13 protein-coding genes are annotated in these 19,190 nt (G+C 47.8%); 2 read left to right on the top strand and 11 right to left on the bottom strand.

Annotation, left to right across the window (positions count from 1 at the left end; all coding sequences use genetic code 11):
• Positions 1–39 precede the first annotated feature (39 nt).
• Together MHM94_RS07155 and nqrM are read left to right on the top strand one after the other, a co-directional pair.
• A complete protein-coding gene (locus MHM94_RS07155) occupies positions 40–1,071 on the top strand; it encodes an FAD:protein FMN transferase (RefSeq protein ID WP_235419387.1) in 1,032 nt (343 codons plus the stop codon).
• A gap of 75 nt (positions 1,072–1,146) precedes the next feature.
• Positions 1,147–1,359, top strand: coding sequence for a (Na+)-NQR maturation NqrM (gene nqrM, locus MHM94_RS07150; RefSeq protein WP_022944566.1), 213 nt, complete (start codon positions 1,147–1,149; stop codon positions 1,357–1,359).
• Between the two features lie 86 nt (positions 1,360–1,445).
• Here nqrM and MHM94_RS07145 read toward each other — a convergent pair whose 3' ends face one another.
• From MHM94_RS07145 to MHM94_RS07095, 11 genes are all read right to left on the bottom strand, one after another.
• A complete protein-coding gene (locus tag MHM94_RS07145; RefSeq protein ID WP_235419388.1) occupies positions 1,446–4,121 on the bottom strand; it encodes a TonB-dependent receptor in 2,676 nt (891 codons plus the stop codon).
• Positions 4,122–4,194: 73 nt separating this feature from the next.
• Positions 4,195–5,241 carry a FecR domain-containing protein gene (locus MHM94_RS07140; protein ID WP_235419389.1) on the bottom strand — a complete coding sequence of 349 codons (1,047 nt, stop codon included), beginning with the start codon at positions 5,239–5,241 and terminating at the stop codon, positions 4,195–4,197.
• Between the two features lie 2 nt (positions 5,242–5,243).
• On the bottom strand, positions 5,244–5,810 hold the full coding sequence (locus MHM94_RS07135; RefSeq protein WP_022944563.1) for an RNA polymerase sigma factor: 567 nt from the start codon (positions 5,808–5,810) through the stop codon (positions 5,244–5,246).
• Between the two features lie 69 nt (positions 5,811–5,879).
• On the bottom strand, positions 5,880–8,627 hold the full coding sequence (locus tag MHM94_RS07130) for a family 20 glycosylhydrolase (protein ID WP_235419391.1): 2,748 nt from the start codon (positions 8,625–8,627) through the stop codon (positions 5,880–5,882).
• Between the two features lie 143 nt (positions 8,628–8,770).
• Positions 8,771–11,056 (bottom strand): family 20 glycosylhydrolase, encoded by a 2,286-nt coding sequence (locus MHM94_RS07125; protein ID WP_235419392.1) that lies wholly within the window; start codon positions 11,054–11,056, stop codon positions 8,771–8,773.
• 83 nt (positions 11,057–11,139) lie between these two features.
• A complete protein-coding gene (locus tag MHM94_RS07120) occupies positions 11,140–13,656 on the bottom strand; it encodes a TonB-dependent receptor (RefSeq protein ID WP_235419393.1) in 2,517 nt (838 codons plus the stop codon).
• Positions 13,657–13,942: 286 nt separating this feature from the next.
• The gene (locus MHM94_RS07115) at positions 13,943–16,456 is read right to left on the bottom strand and encodes a hypothetical protein (RefSeq protein WP_235419394.1); all 2,514 of its coding nucleotides are present in this window, start codon (positions 16,454–16,456) and stop codon (positions 13,943–13,945) included.
• Positions 16,457–16,534: 78 nt separating this feature from the next.
• Positions 16,535–17,692: a glutathionylspermidine synthase family protein gene (locus tag MHM94_RS07110; protein ID WP_235419396.1), complete on the bottom strand. Its 1,158-nt coding sequence runs from the start codon at positions 17,690–17,692 to the stop codon at positions 16,535–16,537.
• Complete coding sequence (locus MHM94_RS07105; RefSeq protein ID WP_022945795.1) at positions 17,693–18,280, bottom strand: DUF1190 domain-containing protein; 588 nt, start codon at positions 18,278–18,280, stop codon at positions 17,693–17,695.
• Positions 18,281–18,290: 10 nt separating this feature from the next.
• Positions 18,291–18,695 (bottom strand): DUF350 domain-containing protein, encoded by a 405-nt coding sequence (locus MHM94_RS07100; RefSeq protein ID WP_235419397.1) that lies wholly within the window; start codon positions 18,693–18,695, stop codon positions 18,291–18,293.
• A 25-nt stretch (positions 18,696–18,720) separates the two neighbouring features.
• Positions 18,721–19,086 carry a PilZ domain-containing protein gene (locus tag MHM94_RS07095; RefSeq protein WP_022945793.1) on the bottom strand — a complete coding sequence of 122 codons (366 nt, stop codon included), beginning with the start codon at positions 19,084–19,086 and terminating at the stop codon, positions 18,721–18,723.
• Positions 19,087–19,190: the final 104 nt, after the last annotated feature.

Raw genomic sequence — 19,190 nt, 5'->3', positions numbered from 1 at the left:
GCCTTTTTTCGTTTACTGTTCACCAACTTGAGGCTAGCAATGTTACGCAGCGTAAAAGCCGTATTTGGCTTGTTATTCATCCTTTCTTTATTTGCCTTATCGGGGTGTGATAACGCCCCAGAATCTGATCAACAAGAGGTGTTGTTGCAAGGGAAAACCATGGGTACCACTTTTAATATTAAGGTGTTTGTGCCACAGCAACAGTTACCTCAACTTAATTTATACGCTGATGTTACTGAGGAGCTTAAAAAAGTGAATCAGTCGATGTCGACGTACATTGAAGACTCCGAGATTAATCAATTTAATCGCTTGCCTGCAGGTGACGTGATGCCCATCAGCAGCGATTTTCGCGCTGTGGTGAGCGAATCTATTCGCCTTGGTCAATCAACCAAGGCGCTAGATGTAACCATGGGGCCGCTTATTGATCTCTGGGGGTTCGGCCCCGATAAGCGACCCACACAGCGTCCAGAGCAAGCTGAGCTCGATGCCATGCTGGCGAATATTGGCGTTGATAAACTGGTCTTGAGCGAGCAAGGCTTGGCTAAAACCGTGGATGGTTTAGAGCTGAGCTTTTCCGCTACCGCAAAAGGCTATGGTATTGATAAAGTTGCTGAATTATTGCAAAGCCATGGACTCACCAATTACATGGTAGAGATTGGCGGTGAAATGCGTATCTCAGGGCATAAGCCCGATAACAAGCCGTGGCGCATTGCTATTGAGCAGCCCGATGCACCGCCGGGGCAGCGCAAAATTCACCGTGTAGTTGAGCCAAGTAGTATGGGCGTTGCCACTTCAGGAGATTATCGTATTTTCTATGAAATGGATGGCGAAACCTATACCCATTTAATTGACCCGCAAACGGGCATGCCAATTAAACATGATTTGGTTTCGGTAACGGTATTGCACCCTAGCGCCATGACTGCTGATGGCCTAGCAACGGCACTGACCGTTATGGGCACAGAGCAGGCCAAAGCCTATGCTGAGCAGCATAATTTACCGGTGTACCTGATCAGCAAGACTGACAGTGGTTTGCAAACCCATGCAAGCACAGCTTTTAAGCCATATTTGTAGTTAGTTTTTGCTCGGCGTATAATAGCGGGTAAGGCGTTTTGCGCCTTAACTTGTCAACTTAAAGGGGCACAGACAATGCAACTATTTCTTCTTACATTTGGCCTACTCGTCTTAGTCGTCGCGGCGATGGCCGTTGGCGTTATTGTACAACGTAAAGCCATGGCCAGTAGTTGCGGAGGTCTTGGCTCTGTCGGCATCGACAAAGCCTGTGACTGTGACGACCCGTGTGACAAACGTAAAAAACGTATGGCCAAAGAGCAAGCCTGGAAAGAGAACCAAATTATCTAAACGAGTGTTCTTTTATAATGGCCAAAAAGCGAGCTTATTAGCTCGCTTTTTTGTTGCTCTAGCAGCCTCAAGTGTCGTGGCTCACCTCAAAACTCATAACTCATAGACAGTGTGATTGTGCGGCCAAAAATGGGTCTGGCGTAAAATAGCGCTTCTTGATGGCTTAAATCATCGCGGGGATTGCCCTCGGTAAGGCCTAGCGTGTTGGTTAGGTTTTTAATCTCTAATTGCACCTTTAGGTGCTCATTCAGAGCGACTTCTGAAAACAGATCCCAAGTATGATAAGCAGGCAGAGCAAAACGGTTGGCGACATCAGAATAGCGCTCGCCGATGTACGAAAAGGTCAGTGAAGTGGTGATAGGCCCTTGACTATACTGAGGGGTTAGTCGCAGTTGTAACTCTGGCGTTCGGGTAATTTGATTGCCGTTAAATTGGCTTTGCGGCAAAGATGTAGGAATGCCGTAAAAGCCTGCATCCTGCCACACCCCAATCGCTTTTAACTGCCAGCTCCCGCTGTAGCGGTATTCATATTCAAATTCGACCCCGGTTGTTTGCGTATTGATTAAAATAGCGTGCTGCGGGTTCGTTGCACCGCGATACACGGTGAATGGCAGTGGATCAAAATGAGTAGTAAATAACGCGCCACTGAAGAGTGAGTGGGCTGTTTGGTATCGCAAACCTACCTCACTGAGCGTTAGACGAATAGGTTCGCCGTAATCAACTTCGCCGCGCTGATGAGCATTGCCAGCCCACCCTAGGGCATTGCCGAAATTAATCAGCCGAGGCATTTCAAATGCATTAGCATAACGGGCAAACACAGCCATATGCTCCGCAGCCTGATAGTTCACCCCCACACTGATGGCATTGTCACTAAAGTGCTGACGCAAAGAGGTGCTGGGTGCGTAATGCGAGTAAAAAAGTTGGCCGTTATCAGCTTGAGAGCGCTGGCCTTGGGCGCTGGTGCTGTCAAGTGTTAGGTGTTCGTGGCGTATCGCCGCATCAAGGCGTAGCTGCTCGGTGATGCGCCAGTCGATATTGGTGTATAAGGAGTGTGATTGTGACACTCCATGACCTTTTAAATAAACCGGCCCCGCATGCGATAAAAAGCCACTGTCGGTGAATTTATCTACAACCTGGTTATGCTCATCAATAAGCACTATATCTAGGCGCTGAGGCTGGTGTTGCACATCAGTTAGCAGCTCTCCAAGCCACTGATCTAAGGGTAGGGCGCCATAATCGCTATGGGCATAGAGATGACCCAGCGTCACAGCCCAGTCCGTGTCTTGGTAACTAAGGCTGAGGTGATTGATTAATTGCGTTTGTTGGTAGCGTGAGTACAGTGGAAAGGTTGCAGTAACAAGGCCATTGTTATTAAGCGTTGAAGGGTCGGCGATTAGGCTGCCATCGCTGACCCGTTGATAGGCCAAGCTTAAGGTGTCATCTGCGGCGTTGTCCTTGAACTGACTGACATCGGCCAAGGTTAAACGCTGCTCGGCATTATTAATCGTTTGGTTGCCTAAATTCATTAAGGTGTACAGGCTATTATTGAGCTTCGCATAGCGAGTGCGGTTGTCGATGGCTAGGTGTGTTGATAGCGGTGCATTAAACAGCACAGTGTAGCTGTTCATACGCGTTTGCTGGGCATCCTCTAAATCATGGGTTGTTGTCCCTTCGGGGGTATAAAAGTTCAGTAATTGCATATCCTTACTGAGTAGGGTGCCGTAGTCATGAGGCAGGCTCGATAAGGCCTCAATCCCTTGGTGATTTTGCATCACCAAGGGAGCGTAAAAACTGGTATTGTCTTGCAAGTGTTTGTAAATAACATCGAGCTCAAAGGCATCGGTCCGCAAACTCAGGCGGGCACTTAACTGCCCGCCTAAGTCACTGATAAACCCCGGTTCGCGAATGCCATCAGAGAAGCGGTAAAAGCCGCCCACAGTATAAAATAGTTGCTCGTTGATGGGGCCACTGGCAACCCCATCCAGACGCGAGTAGTCATAATTTAGACCCTGGCTGAGTTTGAGCAGTTGCAACGGCGTGTGTGAGCCGCGTCGGCCAATATAGTTAACCATTGCCGCCGGCCCATTCAGGGTGAAGATCCCACTACTGCCACCGCGCACCGCCTCGATTCGTTGATGGGTTAAGTCTGGACGTAAAAAAAAGTCACTCCATATGCCGTCGTAGGTCATGGGCAGACCATCTTCCATCAAGCTAATAAAGCGGAACCCTTCGCCGCCCCTGAGCCCTCGTGGCGAAACATTGTTATTGGTTTCGCCGCCTGAGTCCTCGACCCAAAATCCGGTGACGTTTTTGAGCACTTCAGCACTGGAGTAGGGCGTGCGTTGCCTCAGTTCTAAATTAGATAACTGGGTAATGGCGATGGATGAATTGAGTATATTGCGGCGCTGACCGCTGACGCCGGTGACAATAATGCGCTCAAAATCGCCCTCGGGTGTTGCTTCACTTGCCGCAGTAATAACAATACGGCGCTCGCTCACATCCAAGGCATAGTCATAGTGCGTGTCACGGAGACTGAGGTTTAAAACATGCTCTAGGCTGTATCGTCCATTAAGGGCCGCTAGGGGGGGCGATTGCTCAATTGCTGCAGCATTAAGCTGCCAGTTGCTCTGCGCAGCAATATCGAGCAAGCGCTGCTGTAGTGTCGCTTCAGGCAGCGCAAACGGATGTTCGCTTTGGGCATAAGTACAGCTACTAAATAATATTAACCATGGCAGAGCGATGGTTAATAACCTTAATAACATGGCGGGTTCAGCTTTATTTTTATTGTTTGAATTTTGTACCACACTTTGGCTGTGGTCACTATGCCACTTTTAGCTAATTCGCCACCAAGGTCACTTTATCACCGCTGCGCAATACCTTAATGGGGTAAAGCTGTTGCAGGCTCGTTAGCCACGCTTCGATTTCAGTCGTTAAAAAAGTGCCTGTATACACTAAGTGCTTTAACTTTTCGTCGCTGATTGTGATGTCCATTTGGCTATAGCGGGCGACATCATGGAGTACATCACCTAAGCGAGCATTATGATAAATTAAGTGACCTTGTTGCCAAGCCATTTGGGTGCCTTTTCCCTGTGCCTGGCTGCGAGTAATATTACCATCAGTGGCCACTTCTGCGGCTTGCCCTGCCGTTAATTCAATGGCGTTTTGTTGCGCCACGGCAACTCGCCCTTCTAATACATCAACACGCACTGAGTCAGGGTTGGCGCGGACGTTAAAAATAGTGCCTAACGCCTCTACCTGGCTTTGCTGATAGCGTACGATAAATGGTCGCGTCGGGTCCTTGCTGACATTGAAAAGCGCTTCCCCTTGATATAGCAATAACTCTCTCGTGCTATCGCTATAACGCACGGCGAGCTGGGTGTTGGCACCTAAGGTGACCTGCGAATTATCATCCAAGGTCACGGTTTTATGCTCGCTCACCGGGGTGTGGAAAAATTCGCTGTATACCTTACTACTGGGTATGGCGGGACTGTTAACGAGTTGTCGTGGCGCCGATGAGCTGGGCGGCCACAGCATCAGGGTGCTCACAAGCAAAAAGGACGCCGCTAAGGCTGCGTACCAAAGCGTCGCTGGCTTTTTTGGCTTGCGCTTGGTTGCGGGCTCGGTGTCAAGGTGAGCAAGCTGACTGTCAACAAACGCCGGATCGAGTTGTGCCGACAATGCCCACAGTTTACTTACCTTAGTAAAGGTTTCACGGTGGCGGGCACTTTGGGCAAGCCATAGGGTAAGCGCCTCAGGGTATTGGCTGTCGTTGTCATGATCCAGTTGCTGCTCATGGAGCGTCAGTAGCCACTGGGTGGCTTGTTGCTCGATGACAGTTTCATCATCACCGGGAAGGGTCATATCAATATCCTTTCTGCTCATGCTTAAAGCTCATGCTCAAGTTGTTGGTAGCAATGACGAACTGCACGTAGAACGTATTTTCTCACCATACTGGTCGATATTTGCAGGGTCAACGCGATCTCCTCATAGCTTTGCCCGCGCATTTTATATAACAAAAAGGCCAAGCGGCACTTGTCTGGAAGGCTCGCGAGGGCTTTTTCCATTTCTTTGAGTAATTCGTGATTATGATGGTTTTGCTCCGGCCCCGTTGGCGCACACAGCTTAGGTAATTCATCACTGTCACTAACATAGTGATCAAAGGGGCTGCGAGCCTTACGCCTTAGCTTATCAATGGCCAAGTTAGTGGCTATTTTATATAGGTAAGCGGCTATATAGCTGCTTACCTTCTCTTGCTCTAGGCCCAGCAGCTTAACAAAAGCTTCTTGGGCAATGTCTTCGGCTTCACGCTTATCCAGCCCCTTGGCCATAATGTGGCGAATGAGTTTGCGTTGCTGCTTTAAAAACAGCTGCTCTACTTGCTGGCGTCTATCTGATTCATAATTGCTTTCGCTGTTCGCCGCTTTGCGCTTAAACGATAATAAAGATGGCATGGGTACGCATCCTGCTATTCCTTTTATTTAGCGTACGGCGAGCCTTAAGTGCAGGCCCGCCGTCTTGATTTACTCAGACAACGTGGCCACTCGACTCACTCGTCCAGAGTCACTTACAGTGCGTAATTGTACTGACGCCGAGGTGGTAAGTGGAACTGGCTGTTGGTAGTGATGCCAGGTCGCACCTTGATCTAAGGAGTACTCGGTATTCATCCCTGCAAAGCGAGTATTAACCACCAGCTGACCGTTTTCGATGGCGCCACCGGGTAAGGGGATGCGGTAGTTTACGCCAGGCTGATGGGGTATTTGACCATGAATGTCGACCACTTGGTAATAGTCTAATAGTGGTAGAGCGTGCTGCCCCAAGGTGTTCGCAAAAGTGTCCCAGGCCTGCTCTGTTGCTAAGCCTTCAGCGGGCATGGTTTGTACCCAAGCGCGCTCGGCGGCTCCGAGTAACTTCGGAAAGGTCATGTAATCAAGGATCTCAGGGGATTTTTGATTTTCACCAAAAAGTTGCGCCTGAATGCCATCAATGTTTTGCTTACCCGTGGCGCTCAATGGCAGCCAATTTTCTCCCCAGGGGACCGGGTTGCCGAGCTTATCAGACTCGGCATTGGCATAGATATTAAAAGGGCGATAAGTAAAGGTTTTTTTGGTATCCGTATAGCCCGCCCAATGATAACCCACCTCGTCCGGGTGCTTATTGTAGGCTAAATCGAGATACATATTCGTGGCATGCGCGAGCACCACTTTATAACCTTGATTGGCAAATTTATAGGCTTGATGCTCATTGCCCCAGCCCCAAACGTTATTCCAGAACACCGGGTATATGTCGCCATAATCGACGTTGCCGGTGCCGTTATGAGAAAGCACATCGCCCCAGGTAGCCATATCAAAGCCATGGCTATTAATGATGTCTTTCCAGCGCGTGAAAAAGTAGTCAAATAGTTCGGCGTCGGTTTTCCCTGCTGTTGCTGGGTTCGCCTGCACGGCCGGGGATTTGGCCCACCATTCATTTGCGCCTAAATGCGGCAGCTCATCGCCACCGCCGTGTAAGCGCGTGCGCTTGGCATCGGGCACCGCATCGTACATAGCGCGAGTCTCTCTGACTACATGGTTGAGAAAAGTAAAGGTGCCCTCTAGCGCTGGGTTGACAAAATTGTCGGTGTAAAACTGCGGAGTGTAGTACTGAGACTCATCGAGTGGGTCAATCAATCGGTATTGATTGGCGGCAACCGGGTCGGTGTCTTTGTATTTGTTATATCTGTATTCCATGGCTTTGATGGCGGCGCGGGCATGGGCGGGGAAGTCATACTCAATAATGACATCAATATGGCGGTCTGCCGCGTATTGTAGAATCTCTTGAAACTCTGCAACGCTATAATAACCCCAGCCTTTACCAAGGAAGTTTTGCTGAGCGATTTCAAACCCTTGGAACTGTGGCTCGGTGCCTAAGTTAGCCGCGACTTTATCGGCTGGTTTGTTGTCGATGCCGTCACCGGGCGCAAATTCATTGGCTGCGCCCATAAAGGTATGCAACATCGTGGTTTCTTCAAGGTCGTGTCCGCGTTTGGCACCAAACTCAGTGAGCTCGGGCAGCCCAGGTATTTCTAAGCGCCATCCCTCGTCATTAGCAACATTAATCTCAAACTTATTGAGTTTATAAAACGCCATTAAATCCAATAGTTTAAAAACAGTTTCAAGTGATTGAAAGTTACGCGAGACATCGAGCATCATGCCTCGATAAGCAAAGCGAGGGGCATCTAAAATGGTGCTTGCTGGCAGCACTGCATTATCAGCCAAGGTATTTGAATTAACAGCGTTTTTATATACGGATGTAGGAATTAATTGGCGCAAAGTTTGGATAGCGTAAAACACCCCTTGAGCATCGCGACCGGTGATAGTAATACCGGAAAATGCATCTATCTCAAGGCGATAACCGCCGGCATCCGGTTGGCCATCGTTGTTGGTATCGAGCTGAGCATCTAGTTGCAAAGTGATGTGGTTCGGGCCATTTTGCGCAGCGCCATTAATGGCAAAAGAACCACTGAGAATGTCGCCGAGCGCCGTTTGTAAATAGGCCGCTTCCGTGGCCAAAGAGGAGGGCGCCGAGATACCGGTTAATTGGCTCATTAGGGTGAGAAACTCATCGTTTTTATGCTCGACGGAATAAGGCTGTGGCACTAATTGATGCTGCAAGGCTAAGGGAGTGAGCGCTGTGGTGTTCTCTGTAAATCGCAGTGCCGTGGTTTGCACTGGCATAGTGTCATTGCTGGCTTGAGTGGTTTGTTTCGGATCGCTGGGATCCATGGTGACATCCACCAGCACAGCCTGAGGCGTTTGTCCGTCATAACTGATATGAAAGCCAGAAGGCGAGTCGTTTTTAAGCATTTGCCAGTACTGAGCGATTATCTCTATCTCTCGCGACTGCCCTGGTTGTATGGGCTCAAAGCCAGGTTGCGGCTTTAACACAAAGTAATCGCCGCTTTTAGCGACATCGGCATTATCCAAACTGAGGTTTTGCGCTGCTATATGCTGACGCGCATAATCGCCATTAGCATCACCGCTTGGTAACACACTGGCTGGGGGGCGCACTGAGCTGAAATATAGTGCCCATCCAGACTCTAAAAGTGGCGCCGTGCCGTTATTAGTGATGGTTAAACTGCCAAGAAAGATATTCTCGCCAATACCGTGATCGACCACTTGCCAGTGTAAATCGAGGTTATCAGGATGGGGCTGAGCAACGGCTAACTGGCTCGCGCTCAATAAGCTCAAGCCTGCCAATGCGAGTGTGAATGTAGATAGTTTTGCAACCATGAGGGCTCCTAAGACGTTGTTATTGTGTAGTGAGAGCGAGTACCGCAAGTGGCTCTAGTGCTATAAACGTCTTAGCGTTAAGGTTTGGGAATAAAAAATAGCAATAAGCCCTAAATACGTATTTAGTACTAGGGCTTAAAAGGTTAATACACCGCTATTTCATCAATGTATAAAGGCAATTTGGGGATTTGTATATCCTGAGATTGCTTACTATTGATGGCACTCACTTTGAGGTAGCGTACACGCGTGGCCGCAAAAGAGAGAATCGACATGGGCCCGGGAGGTTGCTGAATGTGGGCCAGCGGTTGCCAGTTTTTGTTATCGTTAGAACCCCATATCTTGATGCTTGTTGGCGGATGCAGTTGTCGATGACGACCGCTGTTATAGCCTATTTCTACGCGCTCGACTAAGGTTGAGCTGTCTAAATCGATGACCGCTTCAAGGTCGCTATCATAAAAAATGGCGTAGTCATTGACGCTGTAAAATTGATCATAGGCAAACTGACCATCTTGCAGCTTAGTGGCAGAGCCTTCTGCTGGCGGATAGCTAAAGCTTATTTCTTTCCCCAGTGCGAGGTGCGGCGCTAAGGTAAGCTGTGCGTCTCCTACTAGTTGCCCGAGCGGCTTTGCAAAACTGCGCGCGCGCACGCGCGTGCGCTCGCTGATAATAATAGGTTGCTGATAACGTAACGAGGTGAGTGTCGGCTCGCTGCCATCGAGGGTGTAGTAAATCTCAGTGCCTTCGATATCAGTGCGCATGGATACCTGTAGTTGCTCGCCTTTTATAGTGCTGCTGATGGTGGGTTTGTAGGCGCTGGTGGCGGCATTTATATGCATTTTTTGGTAGCGCTGCATTAGTTTGGGTAAGCGCTGTTGGCTATATTCAGACCACGATTTATGTGCTTTTGCAGACCATAAGGTTTCGGCCAACGCACTTAAGCGCGGAAAAACCATATACTCGGCGTGGCGCGGCGTTTTTATATACTCCGTCCATAAAGCACCTTGCGCACCAATGATGAGCTCTTGCTGCTCGGGGCTCAGTTGGCTGGGCTGGGGCTCATATTGATAAACGTTTTTGAGTGTGGAAAGGCCATGAATGGCCTTGGGCTCATCGAGGTTACGCGATTGATAAGCGTCAAAGTATATATACTGATAGGGGCTCATTACCACTTGATGACCCAGTTTTGCTGCGGCTATCCCTCCTTGCGTCCCGCGCCAAGACATCACCACAGCCCCCTCTGCGACACCCCCTTCTAAAATTTCGTCCCAGCCAATCACTGTTTTGCCCTGCGCTTGAACAATATTCGCGACGCGCTTTATAAAGTAGCTTTGTACTTGCTCAGGCGTGCTGAGCTGGTGTTCACGCATGAGCTGCTTTACAAAGGGGCTGGCGAGCCATTGCTTTTTAATGACTTCATCGCCGCCAATGTGAATATATTGGCTAGGGAAAAGCTCGGCCACCTCTTTATACACTGTTCTTAAAAATGCAAATACATCCTCTCGAGGGCACAGTACGTCCTCAAAAATACCAAATTGGGGTTGTACTTTGACCGGCTGTTGATGGCAAGAAAGCTCCGGGTAAGCGGCCAGCAAGGCACTGGTGTGCCCGGGAATATCAATCTCTGGTATTACCTCAATATGGCGGGCCTGTGCATAGGCTATCACTTCTTTTATCTGAGCTTGGGTGTAAAAGCCAGAAACGGGTTGCTGATCAAACAGTGGTTGATAGTCGTAGGTATGACCCACCACAGTATGAGGGCGGGTGGCGCCAATTTCAGTTAATTTCGGATAGGCATCAATGGCTATGCGCCAGCCTTGGTCATCGGTTAAATGCCATTGAAAGACATTAAATTTATGCATAGCTAACCAATCGATGTAGCGCTTTACAAATTCGACATCGAAGAAATGGCGGCTTACATCTAAGTGCATACCACGGTATTTAAAGCGCGGCTTATCGTTAATGGTCACTTGGGGGACTGCCCAACTGGCTTGGTTTATAGGCATGCGCGATTCTATCTCTGCAGGGAGTAATTGCCGCAATGATTGCACCGCCCAAAATAGTCCCGTTGGCGTTCGCGCACTTATTTTTATGCTTTGTGCACTCACTGCTAGCTGGTATTGCTCCTCGGCAAGCGCACTATCCACAAGATGCAGCGTGATGACGTTTCCTTTGCTACGCGTTTGCTTGGTTACAGGAAGTAAATAGCCTGTGGGCGGGCGTAAAAACTCTGCCAAATACTCAGCGACTGGCTTAGCATCGGGGTGATTAAAGCTTATTTCGGTCTCCTGAGTGAGCTCAAACTGGCCTTGTGCATAGGCAATATGATGGGGTTTTGGGGTGATCTCGGCATACGCCTGTTGGCAGCTAAAAAACAACGCGAATGCCACCAAGGTGCTGGATAAGTAGTAAGAAAGGGTACTGTCATTCATAGTCAATTCCTGAGAAAAGCCCGCAATAGCGGGCTTGGGTGTACTAATTGGCACTGGGCAAAGCGCTAATTAGTAGGGGAACATTAAAAGTTAAGCGTTAATGAGGCACTCACTGTGCGCCCCAGAATAGGCCTGGCGTAGTAATAGTCATAGCCCGCTTGAACATCGTTTACGGCACGTGGATTGCCCTCGGTTAGACCTAGCTCGTCGGTGAGGTTTGTGGCTTTAACATGCAACGCAGCGGTGTCGTTAAAGCGGTAGTTAACGCCTATATCCACGGTGGTATAGTCGGGAAGAACAAACTTATTTTCGCCATCGGAATAACGCTCACCTAAGTGGTGGATGGTTAAGTACACGTCGCCATCGTCAAAATAATAGGTTGGGGTGAGTCGTAGTTGCACCTTCGGAGTGCGCTTAACCTGTTTACCCTGCCAATGTGCAAAGGCGCCCGTGAAGCCCTCCATTTTTGGATCTTGTACCACCCCGGTTAAGGTCAGCTGTACATCATCCAAGGCTTGCCATACGGCCTCGAATTCGACGCCATCGGTAATAGTGTCAATTACTTGATTAGCGACTTGGCCATCACTGCCGGTAAAGTTACGTTCAACTAAGTCATTAAACTTGGTGCGGAATAAGGTAACAGAAGCGCCCAAGTCCGCACCCGAGTAGCGGGCCCCAAGCTCGCCAAAAGTCAGGTTTACACTGTCGTTAAAGTCTGCCTCGCTTTGGGCATGAATATTCTGACCAAAGCTCATTAAGCGTGGCATTTCAAAGGCATCTGCATAACGACCAAAGGTCGATACACTCTCAGAGAGGCGGTAATTAAAGCCCAGGGTCCAGGCTGTCTCGGTTTCACTGCGGGTTTTCGAGAAGAATTGCTGCGAAGGTGTATCAACGTAGTTATTAGCTAGGTTGTTGTCGGTATCGTTGCCATTGTCGTCAAATGCACCGTCTACCGGCTTTGCAAACTCGGTGCCCGACGCAGTACTATCAAGCTCTAGCCACTCGAGGCGAAGGCCGCCGTCTATACGCAGATTATCCGTTACCTGAAACTGCTCATTGATAAAGAAAGAATGCGAGGTACTGGTGCCAAAAGCGGTCGCTTGACCCCATCCGGGTGCATACCCTGTAGAGCCTCTATCGGTGAGTTGACCTATCACCTGCTGGTTATTGTCTACGGCAACGATATCGAGCAACCGGGCGTTGTCTTTTACCTCTGTAAGGAACTGTGATTGCCACTGATCAACCGGCAGTGCATCGGCATCAACATAAGCAAATAGCCAACCCATAGTCACTGTATGTTGGTCGCCTTCATAGGTAAAGCTCAGTTTATTTACGAACTGCTCGGCTTGGTATTGTGAGTACAAAGGGTAGCTTGTGGTGACCAAACCATTACCATTGAGGTTACTGACATCTGTCAGTAGCTCACCGTTATCCACGTAACGATATCGCGCTGCAACAGCGCCCTCATCGGCGAATTGTGTCAACATTGCGGTGACATCTTGCTGGTCTAGGCGCTCGTTGGCATTGATAAGCGTTGAGTTATCAAAGTTCAGCAGGATATACATGTCATTCTCAAAGCGAGAGTAACGCCCGGCGGTGTCGAGTAGCCAGCGATCGTTGAGCTCCCAATCCAGGTTATATCCTAAAGTAGAAAACTTAGTATGTTGTCCATCTTTGAGGTCTCGGGTTTGATAGCTGCCATCTTGTTGCAAGTACTGTAACAGCCGCTGGCCATTACCTATTAAGGTGCCATGTTGCGGGTCGACACCGGGGATGCCCTCGGGATCATCTTGGTTTTGCAGGGGGATCGGCACGAAGAAAGTGGTGTGATCGTTTAAATGCTTGGCAGATAAAGTTAACTGACCTTTATCAAACTCTCGAACTAAACTCATGCGCAGCTGGCCGCCATGGTCTGCCGTAAATTCGGTATCTCTGACTCCGTTTGAGCGTCGATAAAAACCGCCCAACGACATTTTCCAATCATCGCTAATAGGGGTGCCGTAAAAGAACTCACTGCGGTACATGCCATAGTCGGCGGTGGTTAAGCGAATGGTGGCTTCTTCAACGCTATCGGGTTTGCGGGTAATAAAGTTCACCAAGGCAGCCGGACCATTGGTGGTTAGCAAGCCCGAGGTGCCACCGCGAACCGCTTCCATATGCTCGATTGTAATGTCTTGGCGCTGATAAAAATCGACCCAGACGCCGTCGTAGACCACCGGTAGCCCATCTTCTTCCACGCCTATATAGCGAAATCCTTCGCCGCCGCGAAGACCCCGTGGAGCGACGTTATTGTTGGTTTCACCACCAGAGTCTTCAACCCAAAACCCGGGAACGGTTTCCAGTAAGTCAGCCGTGCCGAGCGGCGCTTCGCGGGCGAGATCTTCGGCGCTCAAGGTGGTGATAGACACCGATGACTCAAGCTTGGTTTGCCCACGCCCGCCACTCCCTGTGACCACTATGCGCTCAAGGTCGAGCAACTGCTTTTTATCGGATTGTTGTTGTGATTCTGTAGCGGCGAACGCTTGGCTACTGAAAAGTACACTGCTTATAGCAAGCGCAATAAGGTGTTTTTTATACTGAAGTATATGCTGGTTCATTTTGGCCCCTTCGTTTTTATTATGAGCAAAACCAATGGTTTTTGGCTTTGTAAATCTATTAACGAACGAGGGCGGCGTTTTAGGAATGCGATTTACGCAGTTATCTCGATTAGTACGTGAAAGCGAAGGTCGGCTATGCTGATAAATGAGTCATTCGCTGCGCTTTAAATCGTCTGGAGAGGAGCTAAAAAACAGAGTAACGAATTGCTTGAAAGTCTATGTGGCGCTTACTAATGACTGAGCAATAGGGCTATTCGATGCTGGTGAATAGCCCTATTATTTTCACTTATTGCTGACAATCAAAATAGCCAATATATGTGTCTGGCAATGCAGCTTTAAGTGATTCCATGTCTGAGCATGATATATCATTAAAATATAAATCAAGGTTATCTAGGTGCACTAGACCCATTAAAGGTTCAACTGTGCTGAGGTTAGTTCTGCTAACATCTAAGGATTCTACATTTTCCTTTATATGCTTAAGTGCATTGAAATCGGCAATACTTGAATTACCAATATCTATTCCAACAACAGAGTTTGGCAGTGCGTTAAATACCTGAACCAAAGGCAGTGCGTTATTTGAATCTGAAAAGTCAACATGTGTTAGCTGGGTAAGTTTGGTAAGCTTGTCTAAACCGCTTAAAGAGCGGGCGAAAGTACTTGCATTAAGATGTCTTAGATTTTCAAACTGCTCTAAACCATCTAAGCTTTGCACTTCATAGTTACCATGACAATTTAAGCCAATAAATTTATTGCTATCAAGCAAATTCGGGTAATTCTGTTTGTGGTTGGCAATACATTGATATAACCCGGGATCTGAAAAAGCATCCATGTTTACTTCTTTTTCAAGACATGAGCTAGAGCGCTCTATACTGTTTATATTGTATTGCTGTTCTAAGATTTCTAATTCAGAGCACTTGAGGTTTTCACTCTCGCTTAAGTTTAGTTTTTCTAATGCACTTAATTCACTTACAGCATCAAGAAAATAAACTAACTGTGGAAGTCGAGTAAGGTGCAGTGTTTTCAACTTGGTAAGAGAAGTTAAAAATGATACGTCGTTTATATACTTGCTATTATAAATAACTAAGTTTTCTAGGTTTACCAAGCCGTCGAGTGCAGTAACATCTGCTAGCTCATAGTTATCTTGAACTGTGAAGCTCTGCAATTGCTCTAAATTATAAAGTGGAGGTATAACCTCAAGGCCTGTTCTACTTAGTTGTAAGCTTTGCAAGCTAACTAATTGGTTCAAAGCACCTGTATTTTCTAAATCAATATCAGATAAACTGAGCTCTTCAAGGTTGCTTAATTCCTTTAGAATTACTAAGTCAAATGACATTGACGAATTCCCACTTATATTGAGCTTACGCAAGTGTGTTAGTGACTCAATATAGTCGAAGTAACTTAGGCTGTATAAATTACGCAGTGTAAGCGTGGTTAAGTTCAAGCCCTCAATAGCACTAATATCATTAAGGTCACCGTTACTATCCAACGTCAGCGTCTTTAGGTTCGAGAACTCACGAATAAAGCCAATCGAGGATGTGTTTGTTTTAATCAGGGCAAGCTCTTCCAACGCGGTTAGCTGCTTGAACGAGCGTGCGCCATCAAAGCGATAGCCGCTAATCGTTAATGATGTAAGGTTATTTAGTGCAGCGATTGTTTCGATATCATCTGAGGCTAGTTGCTGCCCGTAGTTGCTTTCAATATGTAATGACTGTAACTCGGTTAGGTGAGAGAGAGCGCTAAAGCTATCTATAGCCTTACCTTCTAGCCTTAGAGTAGTTAACTTGGGCGTATGGAACAACGCCGATACATCGGTAATATAATGGTTGTTCAGTTTCAGAGTTTTAAGCTCAGGCATGTGCTGAAGGAAGCTTAGGCTTGTTAAGCCGTAAGTATCATAACTTAGGGCACCTAAAGACAGCACCTCAAGAGATGTAAAATACTTAAGCTCACTCAAGTTGGCTACCCTTATTCCAGACACATCAAGCGCTATCATGGATTCTTTGTTGAGTTGACTTAAGTCTAGCGAAGCATTGTAGCACCCTGATGTGCACCCTAAAGTGAGGCTTTTTACAGCTGAAAGGTTAACTGAGCTTAGTGACGGCTCTATTGCTGCTAAGGAGTCGAGTGATAATGAGGTAAGTTGGTTTAAAGGTACAAGATTCGCGATATTGCTAATAGGGTTGCCATTGAAGTTCACCTTTTCTAGCGCTGTCAGCGCTTGCAAATCTGGGATAGTTGTTAAGCCAGCATTAGTCAGCGTTAATGCGCTAAGCTCAGAGAGCTGCTCTAGACCAGCGATATTATTAATTGTATAGCCATCACATGAGACTGAGGTAAAAGCGGTATCAACGTTGTTATCTTCTAAGCACTGCATTAAAGCATTATCAGCGATCATTTCTGTCTGTAATGGCGCATATGCTTGTGCATTTACATCCACTTGTTGAGTGGTTGTGCTTCCTTCATCATCGGTAACGGTGATACTAAATGTGTAGGTTTGCGTCTGTGCAATATTAGGAATTTGGACACTAAGGGTTGCTGTATTGGTGGTCTCTAATTGCAGCGTATTGCCCGCAATTTGTTGCCATTCAATGTTGGCAATTTCACCATCGTCTGAGAGCGTCGCCTCAATTTCCAACATATCACGTTCTTTTACATCCACTTTTGTGACAAGGTCGATGATAGGGGCCTGGTTTTGGGGAGCCGGTGGTGTGGGAGTGTCAGGCTGTTTATCGTCGCTGCCGCCGCAGCCAAATAGGGTAAGCGCTGCAGCCGCAGCAAAAATTCCCTTTCGAGAGTACATAAGATATGTCCTTTATTAATCTGGTATTCATAAAATCGGCACCGATTGTACCGACATATGAAATAAAGTGAAGAGTAATTACCCTAAAATAGTATGAGGGACGAACCGAGAAGTATCTTTGGTGATGGGGCCGTCATCTTCGCGAATGGTGAGGCCGCAACTTTGGTGTCCGACGACCCAAGAGCCGATCAAGGTGTGATTACCGGCAAACATGGGTAAGGGTGCTAACGCTTGAGTAATAAAGCCTTCGCTACCGTAACTACCGCTTTGGTGCACACGGCCCTTGTCTGGATGCACCCAAGTGATGTTCTCGCCTTCGCGGCTAAACAGGGGTTTATTCACAAAGCCTTGCTCCAGCCCATCGCCTTCTTCACCGCTAAAGTAGGCGGCTAGGAGATTCGGGTGGCCGGGAAACATTTGCCACAGCAGCGGTAATATGGCTTTATTCGATAACACAGCCTTCCAAGGCGGCTCGACAAACAGGGTGTCGGTGCTGAGCACATGGGGAGCAAAGTCGTCATGCAGCAACTCTTCCCATGGGTAAAGTTTAAAGAGTTGCGCGATAGGAGCATGTTCTAGGTCAGTGAGCTGGCCGTGCTCATCAACGCCAATATCTTCAATAGCCATGCGCGCCGTGGGTATGCCTGCTTGATAGGCACAGTCCTGTAAATAACTGACGGTGCCTTTATCTTCAATGGAGTCGCGACTGTGGACAAAGTGCAGCAATTCGCGGTTAGAGAAGAAGTTAAAACGCTCAATGAGCGCCTCTTGAATACTATTGAATTGATCACTTTGCCGTGGCAATTTGCCTCTATCTACTTGCTGTTCCAGCCACAGCCATTGGAAAAAACCCGCTTCATAGATGGAGGTGGGGGTATCGGCGTTGTACTCCAGTAATTTGGCAGGGCCGTTGCCGTGGTAACTAAAGTCCATACGGCCATATAGGCTAGGCTCTTTGTTGTGCCAACTGGTGGCGATAAAGTCCCAATACTGCTCGGGCAAAGCGAACTTGCGCAGCCAATACTCGTCATGTACAACTTTGTCGACCAATTCCAAGCACATTTGCTCCAGTTCATTGGTCGGTTTCTCTAAGTCGTTCTCAATTTGCTCTAGAGTGAATTGGTAATAAGCGCTTTCATCCCAGTACTTTTCACCATCAATGCGGCAAAAATCAAAGCCGAAATAATCGGCCTGAGCGGCTAAATCCGGCCGCTCAGCAATAGGGTGGCGAAACATCTACCCACCAAAGCTACGTGATGAAGCACGGCGGCCAAAGCCTCCTCGGCTGCGAGTAACGCGCTTGGGCTTAGAAGCGTATTTAACTTTAGACTTTTTCACCATAGTGGTGCCACGATTGTTGACTGAGCCAATGTAATCATTGTTGGCATTGCGGAAGCTGAAAAAGTCATCGCGTGAGCGATAAAGGGGCTTCGCACCTGAGTAGTAATTTCCCCCTAAAAACGCGTATTTTTTGCGTTTTTTCTTCTTCTTCATAAGGTCTAAACCTTCATCCACCGCCTCAGCCACGGCGGCGATCATAAAGCCTGCCATAATGGGTCGCCAAATACTACCTTCTTGCTCACAGCGCTCAAACCCGAAGTCATTTTCACAGAGGTTTTCATTGGCGTACTTTGGCGCTTCAATATCGTGATTAGCCAAGGCCTGTTGGTATTGTGCTTGGCATACATCGCGTTCGACGCCAAAGTCGGTGCAATCATCTACATCGGTAAATAATAGTGCTGGTTCTTCAGGGTCGGTGCAGCCACTGAGTCCGGCACTGGCACCGAGCATAAGTGTCAGTTTAAGTTTGTTAGTACGTTTCATTGCCGCCTCCTTAGTAGGTAATACAGGCAGCGTTGAGAATACCGGTGGCCAGTGAAGCAACCCCTAAAAATGCCCCTGCGCTCATATGGCCCTCGGCAATTTTTTCAGACAACTTCGGCATGTATAAGCGCACTAAGAAGAAGGTCACTAATTGCATGATGCCAGCGATAACGCCCCAGATGGCAAAGTCTAGCAGCGAGACCGAATTCACCGCTGCACTGGCAACCGGAAGGGTAAAGCCAATGAACGCGCCACTAAACGCGGTGGCAGCGGCGGCATTGTTTTCCTTCATCAAGGTCCATTCGCAATGCGGGGTGATAAGGGTGTAGATGAATAGAAAGGCTAGGATAAGTAGGTAGCCTAAGCCAAAGTACATGATAAAAGGGACAAAGCCCTGGATGGATTCCATGATCATTATTGTGCTCTCACTGCAATCGTTATTATTGTTCGGGCGCAGCAAGCTGCGCTAACTCCCTGTGCAGTAGCTTATCATCACCCACGTTAAGTTCAATAAGGCGTTTTAAATGAGTGGCACTGTCAATATCCATTTTTACACAATGTAAGCCAATGTGTTGCGGCTCAATGTGAGCCACTTCAGCAAGCATATCAATATCAACATCACTGCCAGATAGGTGGAAAATAAGCTCTACGCTTTGACCTAACTGTGGGTTGAAGTCATCAGGATGGCTTACCAAAGCGCCATTTAAGGAAAGATCAAGTAAATGACAGCCATGATGCTGGTTATTAAATACCACTAGGGCGGGGCGTTGAAAAATAACACGAGTGAAGTTTCTGCGATTTTCCATAACAGTTCCTGTATTGGCGCGTCTCCCTCCAGTGTAGTAGCCAGCCTTGAGGTTGTCCTTGGCTGTGAGTGACTTTTTTCGCTATTTCAATAAGCTAAAAATAT

Origin of the sequence: Pseudoalteromonas sp. CNAT2-18.1, from assembly GCF_022347865.1 — a bacterium.
Classification (GTDB): domain Bacteria; phylum Pseudomonadota; class Gammaproteobacteria; order Enterobacterales; family Alteromonadaceae; genus Pseudoalteromonas; species Pseudoalteromonas ruthenica.
Note: the sequence above shows the minus strand (reverse complement) of the source record. Positions and strands in the feature narration are given on the sequence as shown.